Consider the following 16,997-nt stretch of genomic DNA (forward strand, 5'->3'; position numbering starts at 1 on the left):
ATATGAAAAAGACATTTTTAATATATGCATTGCTAGGTTTGGGTCTTGGATCTTGCAATAAAGACTACCTGGGACGAGAGCCTGAGTCCAGTATTAAACCTGAAGATTCCTTCAAAACAGTAAAGGATCTAGGTTTATTTACCAAATCATTTTATGATGTTGCTCTTCCTTCAGCAGAAGGGGTTTACAACGAATCTGTTGATAATATAGTTAAATCCACTTTGGATGATGAAATAACGGGTAAGCGAATTGTACCTGTAAGTGGAGGTGGATGGACATGGGATAATTTGCGTAATATCAATTTTTTTCTTGAAAACTGTTTTAAAACTGTACCTGAAAATTTAGCGGCACCTTACGCTGCTGAAGCCCGATTTTTTAGAGCCTATTTTTATTTTGATAAACTAAAGCGTTTCGGAGATGTGCCTTGGTATGATAAAGTGATCAGCCAATATGACGAAGAGCAATTGTCACGTTCGCGCGATCCACGGACGTTAGTTGTCAATAATATTATGGCCGATTTGGACTATGCAATTAAGAATCTCGGTACCGAAGTCAATGATGAACAAGTAAATAAGTGGACCGCATTGGCATTGAAATCACGGGTAGCATTGTTTGAAGGAACGTTCCGGAAATACCATAAGGAATTTAATTTACCGGATGCCGAAGTCCTGCTCAAACAAGCCGCTGCTGCATCGTATGAAATTATGGAGAGTAAGAAATACAGTATCTATAATGCGGCCGGTACAGACTCCTATGGTGCTTTGTTTCGAAGTGTCGACAACATCGATAAAGAGGTGATGTTAACAAGAAAATTTTCCGATGGACTACAGATCTGGCACAATGTTAATTATTATACCATCACGGCATCTTATGGTAAACCAGGTTTAGAAAAAAACTTAGTAAACTCCTATTTAATGAAAGATGGATCACGATTTACTGATAAGCCTAATTATGATAAAATGACCTTTAAAGATGAGATTGTCGATCGCGATCCACGTTTAAGTCAGACAATCCGTACACCGGGATACAAACGTATCGGTGGAGCAGCACTTGTTGCACCAAACTTTGGTAATTCAGTAACGGGTTATCAATTAATCAAATTTGTCGGCGATGTCAAATACGATAATTTTAATCGATCCGTGAATCCGATGCCGGTCTTTCGATATGCAGAAGTACTGTTAAATTATGCCGAAGCTCAGGCAGAATTAGGAGTTATAAAACAAAGTGATTTGGATATGTCGATCAAGCTGCTACGCGATCGGGTAGGAATGCCAAATCTAGATTTAGCCCAAGCTATAAGTCGGCCAGATCTTTACTTAGCACAAGATTACGATCCCAACAATGTTATGGGAGCTTTTAAAGGAGTAATTTTGGAAATACGGAGAGAACGTCGTGTAGAATTGGTCATGGAATCTTTCCGCTGGGATGATATCAGAAGATGGAAAGTCGGTCAAATGGTGACACGTCAATTTAAAGGAATGTATTTTCCGGGAACTGGAAAGTACGATCTTGATAATGACGGAAAAGATGATGTTTGGATTTATGAGGGAGAGAAGCCCGTTGCGAAAAACATACAGTTGTTAAAGTTGGGATCAGAAATATTGTTAGAAAACGGTAACAGTGGAAATGTCATTATCAATAAACATATTACCAAGAAGTTTGATGAAGGACGGGATTATTTATATCCACTCCCAGTACAGGAGTTGCAGTTGAATCCTAATTTAAAACAAAACCCTTTTTGGGTAAATTAATCTAATAAAAGTTCCTATCACAATCTATATGTTTGTTGATAAGAACTTTTTTAAAACCAAACCTTTATGATGAAAATTAAGCTAAAACCCCTGTTGGTATTTTGCTTGTTACTTTTATTAACTACTGGTGTTTTTGCGCAACAACAGGAGAATATCAACATTACCCATTTACCGTATATACAGGGGGTCACCAATAGTTCTGTTCATATTATCTGGACGACTAATAAACCAGCTACAGGTTGGGTGGAACTCGCACCGGACGATTCATCCCATTTTTATCATACAGCGAGACCTAAGTTCTTTGCTACCGAATATGGTTTCAAAAAAGTTGGAACTGTACATCAGGTTACCTTAACCAACCTTAAGCCGGGCACCGTGTATCGTTATCGGGTATACAGCCAGGAGGTTTTGAAGCATGTTGGCGTTCAGGTTGAATATGGAAAAATCGTTGCAACGAATGTCTATAAGGAAAAGCCTTTGTCTTTCCGGACACTCGGTTCTTCCTCGAGGACCCAATTTGCTGTGGTCAATGATATTCACGGACGAAATGAAGTGCTCAATAAACTTTTAGATCTTTCCGACCTTCCGAAACAAGATTTTATTGTCTTTAATGGCGATATGGTTGATAATTTATTAAGCGAAAATCAGATGTTCGCAGGTTTTATGGATACAGCTATTAAACGCTTTGCAAGTGAAAAACCCATGTTCTATTCAAGGGGTAATCATGAAACCCGTGGTCCTTTTGCGATTGAATATCCACGTTATTTTCAAACACCGACAGGAAAGCTTTATTATCAATTTAATCATGGAGAAACAGGAGTTATCGTACTTGATTGTGGCGAAGATAAACCTGATACCGATATGGAGTACAGTGGCATTGTCGATATGGATCGCTACCGCACAGAACAGGCTGAATGGTTAGAGAGAGCAGTGGAAAATACTGAATTTAAAAACGCCAAATATAAAGTAGTTATCTGTCATATGCCTCCATTTGGTGGTTGGCATGGTGAACAGGAAATTCTGGATAAGTTTGTTCCCATTCTTAATCGTGCCGGTGTGCAGGTCATGTTGAGCGGGCATTTACATCAGCATATTATCAAACCGGCAACAGCAGAGATCAAATTTCCAATTATAGTAAACTCAAATAATAATGTGTTAAAAGTTGATCTGACATCTGTAAAAGGAACTTTTCAAGTTGTCGATCAACAAGGTAAAATGGTGGATGAAGTAGTCATAAAACCATTGCACTAACTTACACAATGGTGCTGGTCAAAGAACAGCATCAATAATTTAAAATAGCAAAAGCAATCACGGGAGATCTCCTATGGTTGCTTTTTTTATCCTAAATAGTATCAGTTGTTTATCAAAAATAAAAAAAATCACCTGTACAGATCAAAACCTGATAAGCAGTCGACATTCATAATATATTACATGAGAATCATATTTTTATCCATTTAATAGATTTCAATACTTGGTTACATTTGTAGTAAGAGTTTAATTTATATTCACTAATTATTATGATAAAACAATACCTAGGGATTTTTCTATTCCTATTTTTTATACATTATTCTGCAACAGCTCAGGAACATCAGAAATTAGATGGGGTATGGCGTTTCCGGTTGGATGAAAAAAATGTAGGGCTGGCACAAGGTTGGCAAAAACAAGATTTAGATAAACGTATTGCTATTCCTGGGACAACCGATCAGGCCAATTACGGTGAAAAAACTACGGGTTCAGATTTTGGGATCTTGACCCGAGCCTATAAATATTACGGTCCCGCTTGGTATCAAATGGATTTTGTTGTACCTGCGAACTGGAAAGATAAACGTTTATATCTAAATTTAGAACGTGTGATGTGGGAGTCTAAGGTTTTTATTGATGATAAAGAGATTGCAACGTACGATGCGTTAAGTTCTGCACATCTTCATGACCTTGGATATGTATCACCCGGAAAGCACCGATTGACGGTACGTGTCAATAACGATATGATCCACAATATAGGAGACAAAGGTCACGTCTACACAGAATATACACAAAGTATCTGGAATGGCATGGTTGGTCAGGTAGAGTTGATTGCTAAAAATGCGATAAGATTACAAAATCCGCAAGTATTTACGAAGATCTCTCCAAAAAAGCTGCAGATAAAAGATACTCTCGTAAATGAAGGCGGGAAGCGTAGAAATCTTTCGCTATCCATCATATTATCAGATTGTAAGACGAAGGATAAAGTCTTTGAGACAAAAAAGAATATTGACGTGCGAGGCGTACGACAAGTATTGGATATAGAAGAGCAGATGCCGGATTTAGTGAAATTATGGGATGATATGAACCCAAATTTGTACACGCTTTCTATTCAAGTTCTAGATAAGAAAAACAATGTGTTGGACACGAAGGAAATGGAAATAGGCTTTCGTGAGATTACAGCTTCTAAGTCAAAAATAATGATTAATGGCAAACCTGTTTTCTTTCGCGGAAACCTAGATTGTGTCCATTTTCCTTTGACAGGATATCCAGCAATGCACGTTGAAGAATGGGAACGTATCTTTAAAATATACAAAGATTATGGTTTAAATCATGTTCGCTTTCATTCTTGGTGTCCTCCTGAAGCCGCATTTCAGGCAGCAGATCGTCTAGGGTTATATCTACAGCCTGAAGTAATATGGTTAGACTGGTGGATGGCCGCAGATAACCCAGGCCGTGAAGAGATGAATACAAAAGGCAGACCGCAAGGGCTTGGCAGTAATCCTTCGGCAGATGCTTTCACACAGAAAGAGATTTACCGCATGTTTGCATCTTACGGTAATCATGCTTCTTTTGCAACCATGTCTATCGGTAATGAGTTAGGCAATTCAAATTTCGATGTAATGGAGTCATGGTTAAAACCTTATAAGGAAAATGATAACAGAAGATTGTATGCAGTTTCATCCGCACGTAAGATCACTGATATGGACCAGTTTATCGCGACACATTACATCGATAAGCTTGGTGGAACCAGAGGTATACTCGGAGCACATACCGATTGGGATTTTGAAAAAGTATACAGTCAGTCTAAAATACCTGTCATTGCACATGAAATTGGGCAGTGGCCCGTATATCCGAAATGGGATGAGATAAAAAAATATACCGGAGTATTAAAAGCACGCAATTTTGAAGAATTCAGAGAGCAGGCGCGCAAGAACAATATTGAGGAACAGAATGAAGAATTTGTTCAGGCATCAGGAGCATTGAATCAAATCATGTATAAACATGAAATCGAATCTTTCCTAAGAACACCATCTGCAGCAGGTATACAGTTGTTAAGTATGCAGGATTATCAAGGTCAAGGCGAAGCACTGATAGGCTGGTTGGACGTATTTTACGGTAGTAAGGGAATCACAACACCCGATAAATTTAGAATGCATAATGATACCACTGTTACCCTCTTGCGTATACCCAAATTTGTATGGAAGGCCGAAGAACCATTTTTAGCCAAAGTGCAACTGGCACATTATGGATCAACCGATATACAGGATGGTATCTACTGGAGTATCAAAGATGAAGAGAGTCGTGTAATTGCAAAAGGTACCTTTGCAAAAAGAACATTTGCTAGAGGAACTTCAGATCTCGTTGGTGAAATTAAAACTAATTTATCTGCGGTTCAAAAAGCGGGTAAATTGACAATCGAAGTAGGTTTAGAAAATCGAGCCAATAAAAATGAATGGCAAATATGGGTATATCCTACAGTTAAAAAGGAGGAAACGAAAAAGGTCTATGTTGCAAATAGGTTTGATGCAAAAACTGAAGAAGTCCTTAGAAATGGAGGGACGGTATTACTGGATGCTTCCGATCTTGGAAACTTAGAGAGCTCTGATATCATCAGTTATTATCCATTGTACTGGTCATTAACGTTCTTCCCGGGACAAGGGAAAAATACCATTGGTATGATCGTAAGAGATAAGCATCCTGCATTCAAAAGTTTTCCTACAGATTCACATAGTGACTGGCAGTGGCAGCATATTTATGGTGGAGCAAGAGCATTTTATATCAATGAGTTTCCTGCCTCATACAGACCATTGGCACAACCGGTAGATGATTTTCATAGAAATAATAAATTGGCATCTATATTTGAACTGAAAGTGGGTAATGGAAAGTTATTGGTGACAGGTTTTAATATACAAGATGAAAAAAATATTGTAAGTCAGCAACTTCGTTCAAGCTTATTAGCTTACGCAGCTTCAGACGATTTTGATCCTAGTTACGGTCGTGATGCTTCTTTGTTACGTAAAACGTTTACTTATATCGAGCCCTTAAAGACAGCTGTACCCTCTGAATTTTCAAAGGCAGTTTTATATGTAGAAGCAGGTAAGTTGTCTAAGAAAATCAATCAAAATATTGACTGGACTAAAGATCTAGATCAGAGTGAGAGTAAAAAGGGGACAACCTATACTGTTAAAGCAGATGGTGTTTGGAAGGAGGAAACAAGTGCCGCTTGGCAGGGAAAGGAAATAGAGGTAGACGTAAAAGTACCACAAGGCATGATCGGTTCTCTTTATCTGTTTTTCCATGACTGGAATAGTAATGGACGTGAGGCAGATATCAATTTCGAAGGACGTGACTATACACTCACACGCCATGATAAAGAGGGTAAATGGGTTAAACTTCATGTAATGCGAGAAGATTCTAACGATGGCAACTTAAAGCTTAAGATAAAAGGAACGAAAGGACCTAATATTATGCTTTCTAAGCTGTCGCTTGTTGAAGATGTCGAATAATTTATATCAACGTGTTATAAAAAGGCCTTCCTATTCGGAAGGCCTTTTTACGTATCATCCATTTATGATATGTCAAAATGGATATCTCGATTAAAAATTATCATATATTAACCTATTTGATAACGAAATTTAAATCAGTGGAGCACCTTGTAATACGTCAACAGATAGATGTTGTATTTAGTTTTGCTAAACATTTTGTGTTTTTTAATATGTAATTGACTGTTTATTAATATAAAATTTACATTAAAGTTTACTTATATTAAATTTTTGTTTATAAATTTGAAATTAATCCATGTTGTTTTTTGTATGCTATTTACATCTTTAAGTGGAATGATTTAATAATGGGAAGAACTACAATTAATGGCAATTAACGTAATTAAAGAACCAAATATTTATGATGAAAATGAAAAAAATTATCGCAATTAATTTATTGTTGATTTTGACCACTGTTTGTACAGCGCTAGCTGGTGGACCTAAAAGTAAGCGAATAGTAATGATCGCATTGGACGGAATTTCTGTCGAAGGATTCAAGCAGGCACATACACCAAATCTTGATGCTTTAATGGCAGAAGGAGCATTATCGATGACTACTAGGGTGGTCATGCCTTCCGTAACCCTTCCAAATTGGACCAGTCATCTTACTGGAAGTGGGCCAGAACAGCACGGAGTAGTAGATAATGGCTGGCAGATCGATAAATTTAAGTTACCGGCAGTGGTAAAAGATGCTCAGGGCTATTACCCTTCTGTATTTACCGTTGTCAAAGAACAAATGCCAAATGTTAAAACTGCCTTTTACTATAACTGGATTAATCTCTTCTACCCGCATAATCAGAAAAATTTTGATGAAGTTAGCTACTTAAAAGATGATGCCTATATTGAAAATTACGATAAAGCATTTAATTTTATTGTGAAAAATAAGAAAGATCCAACCCTTGTATTCCTTTACTCAGTACATACCGATCATGCCGGGCATAGTCATAAATGGATGTCTCCAGAATACATCAAATCGATTGAAGAAGCTGACGTGCAAATAGGCATATTTTTAGAGAAAATGAAAAAAGAAGGTCTATATGAGGGCACCAATTTTATGTTCTTATCAGATCATGGTGGTATTGAATATGGACATGGTGGTGTAAGTGTCGATGAGATGATCGTACCATGGGGAGTTATAGGACCAAAAATTAAGAAAGGATTAAAAATTGAAGAACCTAACAATACGGTAAATACGGCAGCTATGATCTTGCATTTGTTTGGACTTAAAAAGCCCTTAGCGTGGACAGGGGAAGTGCTGGAATCTGTGTTTAAATAGAGAAATAGTTATAGTGATGAAAGCCAGTCAAAGGAAATCCATTTTCTTTAACTGGCTTTTTTTGATGTTTATGTTAAATGGGCATGTTTTAATGTCAACATAGCACTAATAGATGGTAAAATAGTGTCTTTTACTTTTAGTGGAAAGCGCTATTTTAGAAGTAATTGGAGAAACACTATATGAATAAAATATTGGGCCAGGCGATTCTTTTTTTGATGGTATGCTTTGTAACGGTTGGTCATGGAGCACTTGCGCAGACAATTCAAGCAAATGAGCATGGCATACAACCCAATACATTTGTAGATGTATCTGCTGCGATGCAACAGGTGTTAAAGCAGTGTAAAGATAAAAAAGCGAAGAAACTTGTCTTACAATCGGGACGTTATGATTTTTGGACAGAGAAAGCTGCGCAAAGAAAACTATACATTACCAATAGTTCTTCAGAAACAGAATGGCCAGATAAAACCAAACATATCGGAATGTTAATAGAAGATATGCATGATCTGGTGGTAGAAGGAAATGGCGCTGAATTTGTATTTCATGGTAAGATGACCACATTTTCGATTATCAGGAGCAGTAATATTCGTTTGCAGGATCTGACTATTACCTTTGAACGACCTACGATGTCCGAAATGACTATACAAGAAGTAGGATCTGGATATTTGGTAGCTAAGGTAAACCCCACCTCTACTTATACCTTAAAGAATGATAAATTATATTGGTATGGGGAGGGTTGGACACCCGGAGACCATTTACACACGATGATGGTAGATACGGCACAGGGGATAAGTCTTTATAGTAAATATGAACCATTAGCCAAGGCCAGAGTAAAAGAAATAGCACCCAATATTTTGCGTTTTGAGGGGGAACTAAAGGCTGATTATAAAGTTGGGGGTATATTAAGTATGCGTAATACTGTTCGGGACGAAGTTGGGGGATTTATCTATCGGTCTAAAAACATCAAACTCTTTAATCTCACCATGAACTATATGCATGGCATTGGTATTACCTCTCAGTTTTCCGAAAATCTGGATTATGAACAAGTAAAAGTCGTGCCCGTTAAAGGAAGGTCTATTGCTGCTTTTGCTGACGGGATGCAGTTTTCGGGTTGCAAAGGGAAGATCAAAGTTTCCAACTGTCATTTTAAAGGCCTGCATGATGATCCGATCAATGTTCACGGAACATATCTACAGATCGCTGAAATTGTATCTCCGAAAGAATTAATAGTCGAATTTAAACATCATCAATCTTACGGCTTTGATGCTTTTACACTTCATGATACGATTAGTATTGTGAGTAGAGAGGCTATACAACCATTGGGACAGTTAACGGTTACAGGTATTGAAACATTATCTTTAACTAAAATTCGATTGAAATTGAATGGTAGTATACCTACAAATACAAAAATTGGCGATGCCGTTGAAAACTTAACATGGACGCCCGAAGTCGATATTCGTAACAGTCGATTTGAACGGACTAATGCAAGGGGGATATTGGTAACAACTCCACGTAAGGTACATATTGAAGGTAATATATTTTACCGGACAGGGATGCACGGTATTTTGATCGCAGGAGATGTGAACAGCTGGTTTGAGTCAGGGGCTGTTAGCGATGTGACCATTAAAAATAATTCATTTGTTGAATGTGGCTACAATCTACCTGGATTTAATTATGCAATCGCCATCCTTCCTGAAAACAAAGTGCAGCTAAAAGGACATTATGTTCACCGTAATATAAACATTCTTGACAATGACTTTAAGGTTTTTTCTCCTTATGTGTTACGGGCAAAAAGTGTTGATGGTCTTCAATTTGAAAGAAATCGGATAGCAGTTAGTACTTCTAATTTTCCTTTAGCTGTAGATTCAAACCAGACTATTCCAGCCATCGTATTGGATAACTGCCAGCATGTGGTGATCAAAAATAATACAGCGACAGCAGGAGATGATTTGTCACTAGGTATCCATAATATGAGTAAAAGTGATGTTAAGACAGATCTTAAAATACGTTAATAAGAATAGGATCCAGTTTGTAAAATATTTAGGCAATTGTGATTGAATGTAAATGTGTGGGTTGTTTATTTTGTAGAAACAATATTAATGCAACTATTGTATTTTATGAACTGTATGCCAAAGGAAATACACTATAAAAAGCAAAGCGGGCTGAAATAATTCCAGCCCGCTTTGCTTTTTATAAATTTTATCTTATTTAAGACTATCAACCTGCGTAGCATCTAATGCTTCAGTAATCCTTTTATAAGTGCCTGCTAGCGATCCGCCACCCGAGCAGTAATAATTTAAAACTCCATCATCTTCAGATTTTTCTGGTGCTATCGTTAAAGAAGTACCATCGAAAGTAAATAATACATTCTTTCCTTGAAGTGAGGCCTGATAAACTCCCTCTTTAATTTTGGTTGCATTTTTATCAAGTGTACAAGTCGGTTTTTTCTTGTCAGCACGAGATCTCACCTGTATCGTGATACTGCTGTCCTGTTCGCTTTTAATCGTGACACCAACCCAGTCAAATCCCTCTCTTCTTTTATCATATTCAGCAGTTACATAATTACCGTCTATGGTTAATGCAGGAGCCGTTTCAGTCGCTGCTGCCGGTGCTTGGGTTTTGGAAGTTGGTTGATTGCAGCTACTGAGTGTCAAAAGGAAAAATCCGGACACAATCATGCTTTTTAGAATATACATTTGAAGTGATTTTATAGTTGCTTTAGTATAGCAAAAGGCCGACCAAACTACGTCTAAATGAAAAAAAATTAAAATTCGCTAACCTTCTTGACTACCAATTTTCGGGAAGCCTCTCCATCTTTTAGTTCATACTCGATTTGACGTGTTTTACCTGTTGGTTTTGCATTTGTATCACGATCTTTATATATCGGGAAACGCTGTGCCAGAGATGTTTCTACCATAGCGAACTCATCATGCCCTTGATAACCTTGATTTATCTTAGCGTTTTCAGATACTGAGGGAAAGAATATTGTACTCATCGATTTACCGTTATTAACGGAATAGCCAATTACATTTCCATAACTTCCACTGCCATGAGATTGCGTATAAATAAGTAATTCTGGATATCCATCGCTATTCATATCTTCTATTTCTGCATTTAAAACTGTCTCTCCAGTGATATCATGAGTTACGATTTGGTTGTCAACACTAAGACCGGCAGGAGTAATACTTAATTGTTCTTTTCCATCTTTGTTGATACTTTGTATATCGAAAGTGATACCTTGAAGACTTAAAGTTTTTTGATAGGAGGTTTTATCTATTTGCGTTGGATCCAGTGCTTCAGCATTTTTCTTGTATGTTCCAGCTAAAGATCCTCCACCTGAACAGTAGAAATTTAATACTGCTGCATCAGCAGGATTTTCTGGTGTAATCGTCAAACTAGTTGCATCAAATGCAAATAATACTGCTTTCCCTTCTAAAGTTGCTCTGTATGTATTATCTTTTGTTTTCGTTGCTTTCGCATCAAGTGTACAAGTCGGTTTTTTATTGTCGGCACGGGACCTAACCTGTATCGTAATGCTGCTGTCCTGTTCGCTTTTAATAGTAACACCAACCCAGTCAAATCCCTCCGCTCTTTTATCATATTCAGCGGTAACATAATTGCCATCAATGGTTAATGTTGGTGCCGTTTCGGACGGTGCTGCCGGGGCTTGGGTTTTGGAAGTTGGTTGATTACAGCTGTTAAGTGTCAAAAGGAAAAATCCGGACACAATCATGCTTTTTAGAATATACATTTGATGTGATTTTATAGTTACTTTAATATAGCAAAAGGCCGACCAAACTGATGTATAAATGAAGAAACATAGAAATATCATGATTTTAAAATTCCCTGTAGCCTGTATTATTGAAGATCGGATAATATAGCATTATAACGGGTTAATATAGTTTCATTTAATTGTTTTCTATCCGACTAACTTTATCCTGATTATCAATGATTGCCTGAGATAAAAAAATGATTGATGGTATCTGCCATAATGTTACAAATTTTCTTACGCTCAAGTAGAAATTATAAACGATTTAAAATTTAGCATTCAAAATAAATTATGATCAATAAGAAAAACATCCTCGTGTTGATGCTTTTAGCGATAGGTTCCTATACCTTTGGGCAATCAAAGGTACATGTGCCGGCATCATCTGCACAGCCTAGCAAATATCAGTTGGAGCAAATCAAGCGTAAATATGGCATGTTCGTGCATTTTGGTATCAATACTTTTCATAATGAGGAATGGACAGATGGATCAAAACCAGCCTCCTCTTATAGTCCAACCACAATCGACGCGAAGCAGTGGGTAGCTACAGCCAAAAATTCGGGAATGAAATATATTATCCTAGTTGCCAAACATCATGATGGTTTCTGTCTTTGGGATAGTAAATATACGGAGTATGATGTTGCCAATTCTGGTAATAAAACAAATGTTGTAGCAGCTATAGCTAAAGAGTGTGAGGAACAAGGTATCCGTTTAGGACTTTATTATTCACTATGGGACCGGAAAGAAAATGGAGATGTAAAGAATGTTAAAGCAGACTTTGCCTACAATAAATATATGCTGAACCAAATCAATGAACTACTGGAGCTGGCGCAGAAACATACTAAAGTGGTCGAGTTATGGTTAGATGGAGGTTGGGAAAAAGAAAATTACCGTTGGCCTATTCAGCAACTTTATTCAAATGTAAAAGAGCGTGCGCCGCAATGTCAAGTAGGAGTTAATTGGACCATCGGTTCTCCAAAAAATGTTGACCAGCATCCTGTACTTCCAAATGACCAGCAGGAGTACTTCCCGATCCGTTATTTTCCGAGTGATTTCCGCTTAGGGGATCCCTATCTTCCTAAAGATCCAGATCCAAAATTATTTGTTAACCAAGGGCAGGTTTATTATATGCCGTTTGAAACAACAGTAGTTTTGGGAAAAAGATGGTTTTACCATACGGATGATAATACGCCCCGCCCTTTAGCTGAACTAGCCGATCTATATCATAAAGCAACTGCCCAGGATAATATTTTGATTCTAAACGTAGGTCCAAATCGTGAAGGTCGTGTCAAAGACTCGGATGTAGTGGTATTAAAGAAATTAAAAGATAATTTGCAATTGTGGTAGGTCTGAAATGTCTAAGAGACTATTCGTATCCTATTATTTCTAACTAGTCGAATCAAAGGTTTTTGCGGCACTTGAAAGCTAAAACTACACTCATATCGTAGTGAAATTCTATTATACCTTGAACTTGTTTCAAGGTATTTTATTTTGGACATTGGTTTACCAAATTAGGAATCCCAAATCTGTTTCAGAATACATATAAAAATAAGTATATCTCATCATCTAAAATAATGTCTCACATTTTCTAAAAATGCATTTCTAATTCTGCTACAGTGTACTTCATTATAGCATATTTAAAATTTGCTCATTCTTAGATATTTTTACCATAGTCCATCTCTTTGTGACTGCTTAAATCATTTTGTAACTGCGGCTTATCATTTTTTGTCGATTTAAGACTTTTGACATTTGCTCCAAATCGTCAAAAAACACTGTATTTCCATAATATTCTTGTCCAAAATTTTGTCCAAAAGCGTGTAACTTGTTGATTTTAATCTTTTTATAAAATGGAGATATTGATTAACTTTTGTATACCCAAGAGCTCATTAGTAGCTATTTGTAATAGCTAATTTAGATCGATTAACTTACCAAAACCTAAATTATTATGAAATTGAATGGTCGTTATTTGTTTCAAATGCACTATTGTCGGTCGGTTTCGAAAACTAACCTAAACGGTCTGGGACTGTATACTAAATTATGGATGAAAGGAGGTATTATGTATTATTGATACTCTTTTTCTAAAAGAATTATTGCGAATAAAAAATAACCAATTAAAACATAATTAAAATATTATTTAATGAATTACATTAGAAATCTGGAAAGGTGCATCCTTTTAATCTTGATTTTTTCTTTTCTGCCGATATTTTCTAAAGCCAAATTGGCTTTGAAAGAAAGAAGTGAAATTTCTAGACCACATTCTATAGGGCGTTTAGCTTCAACGCACCAACAAAATCTTGAAATTATTGGATCTATAACTGATTCCCTAGGGAATCCAATTGTTGGAGCATCTGTTCAAGTCAAAAATCAGCCTAAGATCGGAACAGCGACCGATCAAAATGGAAAGTATCTTATAGAGGTACCAAGTGGAGCAACTTTGATTTTCAAATCCATTGGCTTTGTAACCAAAGAGATCACTAACGTAACGAGCAACCGTTTGGACGTGGTGATGATTGAAGATAGGCTTGGGCTTGAAGAAGCAGTGGTTGTAGGGTTTGGAAAACAAAAGAAAGAAAGTGTTGTCAGTTCTATCAGTTCGGTCAAAGGTGAGTCTTTGAGGTTTCCAACTCGAAGTCTTTCCAATAGTCTTGCAGGACAGGTTTCTGGACTTATTGCCATTCAGAGAAAGGGTGAACCTGGCTACGACAATTCAGAATTTTGGATACGTGGAGTTAGTACTTTCGCAGGAGGGCGATCACCTTTAGTTTTGGTCGATGGGGTGCCAAGGGCTATGAATGACATTGAACCCGATGAGATTGAGACTTTTACCGTATTAAAAGATGCTGCTGCTACAGCCGTTTATGGTGCCGAAGGTGCAAATGGAGTGGTGATCATTACCTCAAAAAGAGGAACTGTACAGAAGCCAGTTATATCTTTTAGAACCGAACATTCAATAGCATCTCCTACGAGATTACCTGAATTTGTGAGCTCTTCTCAATATTTGAGAATGTATAATGAGGCTTTAAAGAATGATGGTGAAGCGCCTGTCTTCTCCGATGAATTAATTGCAAACTACGATAACAATATCGATCCAGACCTCTATCCTAATGTCAACTGGTTGGATGTCATGTTGCGCGATCATACGGCCTCGCAGCGGTATACACTTAACGCTAGAGGAGGTGCCGAAAGAGCAAAGTATTTTGTGTCTGGAGCCTATTTTTCTGAAAACGGCATGTTTGTAGACGATCCTAAGAATAGATATAATAACAATATAGGGGTGGAGAGATTCAACTTAAGAAGTAATATCGATTTGGCTATTTCGAATACTACTTCGGTAGGCGTGGATCTTAGTGGACAATATTTGATGACAAATTATCCGGGAGTTTCGACTGCCAATATCTTCAGACAAATGTTGCTGACGCCTGCTTATGTATTTCCGCATATATACAGTGACGGCACATTGTCTACTTTCCCCAAAGAGCGAGATGGAAATATGCGAAATCCTTATAACCAACTTGTGAATTCTGGATATTCGCGTGAATATAGATCTTCTATTCAGTCTAATATCAGCCTAAACCAAAAGCTTAATTTCATTACAGAGGGGCTATTATTCAAAACAAATGTGAGTTATGATTACAATGGTAATTACTATTTTAATAGGGCATATAATCCGAGTCGATACTACGCAACTGGTAGAGAAGATAATGGTGCTCTGAAATTGGAAAGAACCTATTTCGGTAGCGAAGATTTGGCAGATCCTACAATTACATCTAATTCAGACAAGAAAATATACATTGAATCATCTTTCAACTATAATAGAACATTTGGAGCACATACAGTAGGTGGTTTACTGCTCTATATGCAGAAAGAAACACAACTAAATAATCAACCATTGGTTTACAGAAAACAAGGATACGTGGGTCGATTTACCTACGCATTTGACAATCGCTATTTTATTGAAGGAAATTTTGGATATACGGGTAGTGAGGCTTTTGCAGATGGATATAGATATGGTTTCTTTCCAGCAATAGGTGCAGGTTATCATCTGTCAAATGAAAGATTCTTTCCTGATTTTTTAAAAAATACAATAAGTTCACTGAAACTAAGAGGTTCTTATGGAAGAACGGGAAATGACAATACTGGAACAGATAGGTTTCTTTATAGACCCACATTTACCACAGACGCCTCAGGATTTAATCAAGGGATAACTAGCGGTGGTGGTAGTAATGGACTTGGGGGTGGAATTATAGAAGGACGCTTTGAAGCACCTTATCTCGGCTGGGAAATAGAAGATAAAATGAATCTTGGTATTGATCTTTCTTTATTTAATGGTAAAATAAACGTGGTAGCAGATTACTTCAATAATGAACGTTTTAATATTCTACTGCAGCGTAGGACCACCTTACAAAGTTCGGGTTATAGACAGAGTCCATGGATGAATTACGGCAGGGTAAATAATAAAGGATTTGATGCCAGTATTGATGCTCATCACAAAATTGGAGACGTGAAGATTTCTACGCGGGGTACATTTACCTTCGCACGGAATAAAATTTTGGAATATGATGAGTTACCTCAACCTTATGATTGGATGAATGTAACGGGAACTAGAGTAGGAGAAAATCAAGTGTATATTGCCGAGCGCTTATATGAAGAATCAGACTTTGACGTGACACTGAACAATGAAGGACGTAAACAATATACAATAAAGACCGGAATACCTGTCTCTACTTTAGGAGGTAATATTGGTCCAGGTGATATTATGTATAAAGATCTAAATAACGATGGTGTCATTGATAATTTTGATGTTAAAAGAGGAGAAGGCGATCCTTATAATCCGGAGATCGTTTACGGTTTTGGATTAAATGTAGAATATAAGGGGTTTTATATGAGTGCTTTCTTTCAAGGCGTAGCAAATACATCTGTAATATTGGGTAATAATACCCCAGAAGGATGGTTCCCGTTTTATTGGGCGGTAGACCAAGGAAATTTAAGATCTTTTACAATGGATCGTTGGACAGAAGAAAATCCTAGTCAAGACGTTATGATGCCTAAGCTACATCGCCATAGAACATTAGCTTCCAATAATTATGTGGCGAGTACATGGTGGATGAGAAGCGGAAACTTTTTAAGGTTCAAAAACTTTGAATTTGGCTATAATTTTAATGAAAAATTCTTGGAAAAGCTTAAAATAAAAAAGACCCGGCTCTATGTAATGGGACACAACCTCGCGGTATGGGATAGTATCAAATTTTGGGATCCTGAGACAGGAAATGAGTCTGGAGGGTTATCCTACCCGATGCCCAAATCTATTACTTTCGGTCTTGAAGCCAGCTTTTAATATTTAGAATCTCTTATTAAGGGAATAACTATTTTTTTCCTTAAAAACAATCATACTTGATTCTGCCTGCTGGCGGATGGCCATTAAA

The 16,997-nt window shown here is 37.1% G+C and carries 9 protein-coding genes; 7 read left to right on the forward strand and 2 right to left on the reverse strand.

Annotation, left to right across the window (positions count from 1 at the left end; translation table 11 throughout):
* The first annotated feature begins 2 nt into the window (after positions 1-2).
* From EDF66_RS08500 to EDF66_RS08520, 5 genes are all read left to right on the forward strand, one after another.
* Positions 3-1,751: a RagB/SusD family nutrient uptake outer membrane protein gene (locus EDF66_RS08500; protein ID WP_132841968.1), complete on the forward strand. Its 1,749-nt coding sequence runs from the start codon at positions 3-5 to the stop codon at positions 1,749-1,751.
* Positions 1,752-1,817: 66 nt separating this feature from the next.
* Positions 1,818-3,002: a metallophosphoesterase gene (locus EDF66_RS08505; protein WP_132841970.1), complete on the forward strand. Its 1,185-nt coding sequence runs from the start codon at positions 1,818-1,820 to the stop codon at positions 3,000-3,002.
* A 266-nt stretch (positions 3,003-3,268) separates the two neighbouring features.
* On the forward strand, positions 3,269-6,502 hold the full coding sequence (locus EDF66_RS08510; RefSeq protein ID WP_132841972.1) for a sugar-binding domain-containing protein: 3,234 nt from the start codon (positions 3,269-3,271) through the stop codon (positions 6,500-6,502).
* 394 nt (positions 6,503-6,896) lie between these two features.
* Positions 6,897-7,811, forward strand: coding sequence for an alkaline phosphatase family protein (locus EDF66_RS08515; protein WP_132770256.1), 915 nt, complete (start codon positions 6,897-6,899; stop codon positions 7,809-7,811).
* Between the two features lie 179 nt (positions 7,812-7,990).
* Positions 7,991-9,820, forward strand: coding sequence for a right-handed parallel beta-helix repeat-containing protein (locus EDF66_RS08520; protein WP_132841974.1), 1,830 nt, complete (start codon positions 7,991-7,993; stop codon positions 9,818-9,820).
* Positions 9,821-10,012: 192 nt separating this feature from the next.
* Here the strand turns inward: EDF66_RS08520 and EDF66_RS08525 are convergent, their stop codons facing one another.
* Complete coding sequence (locus tag EDF66_RS08525; protein WP_132841976.1) at positions 10,013-10,504, reverse strand: hypothetical protein; 492 nt, start codon at positions 10,502-10,504, stop codon at positions 10,013-10,015.
* A 68-nt stretch (positions 10,505-10,572) separates the two neighbouring features.
* Positions 10,573-11,559 (reverse strand): PliI family lysozyme inhibitor of I-type lysozyme, encoded by a 987-nt coding sequence (locus EDF66_RS08530; protein WP_132841978.1) that lies wholly within the window; start codon positions 11,557-11,559, stop codon positions 10,573-10,575.
* A 309-nt stretch (positions 11,560-11,868) separates the two neighbouring features.
* On the opposite strand from EDF66_RS08530, the gene EDF66_RS08535 reads away from it, so the two are divergent.
* Positions 11,869-12,921 carry an alpha-L-fucosidase gene (locus EDF66_RS08535; protein WP_132841980.1) on the forward strand — a complete coding sequence of 351 codons (1,053 nt, stop codon included), beginning with the start codon at positions 11,869-11,871 and terminating at the stop codon, positions 12,919-12,921.
* 790 nt (positions 12,922-13,711) lie between these two features.
* Positions 13,712-16,909 (forward strand): SusC/RagA family TonB-linked outer membrane protein, encoded by a 3,198-nt coding sequence (locus EDF66_RS08540; protein WP_132841982.1) that lies wholly within the window; start codon positions 13,712-13,714, stop codon positions 16,907-16,909.
* The last annotated feature ends 88 nt before the right edge of the window (positions 16,910-16,997 follow it).

Origin of the sequence: Sphingobacterium sp. JUb20 (assembly GCF_004342035.1) — a bacterium.
Lineage (GTDB): Bacteria > Bacteroidota > Bacteroidia > Sphingobacteriales > Sphingobacteriaceae > Sphingobacterium > Sphingobacterium anhuiense.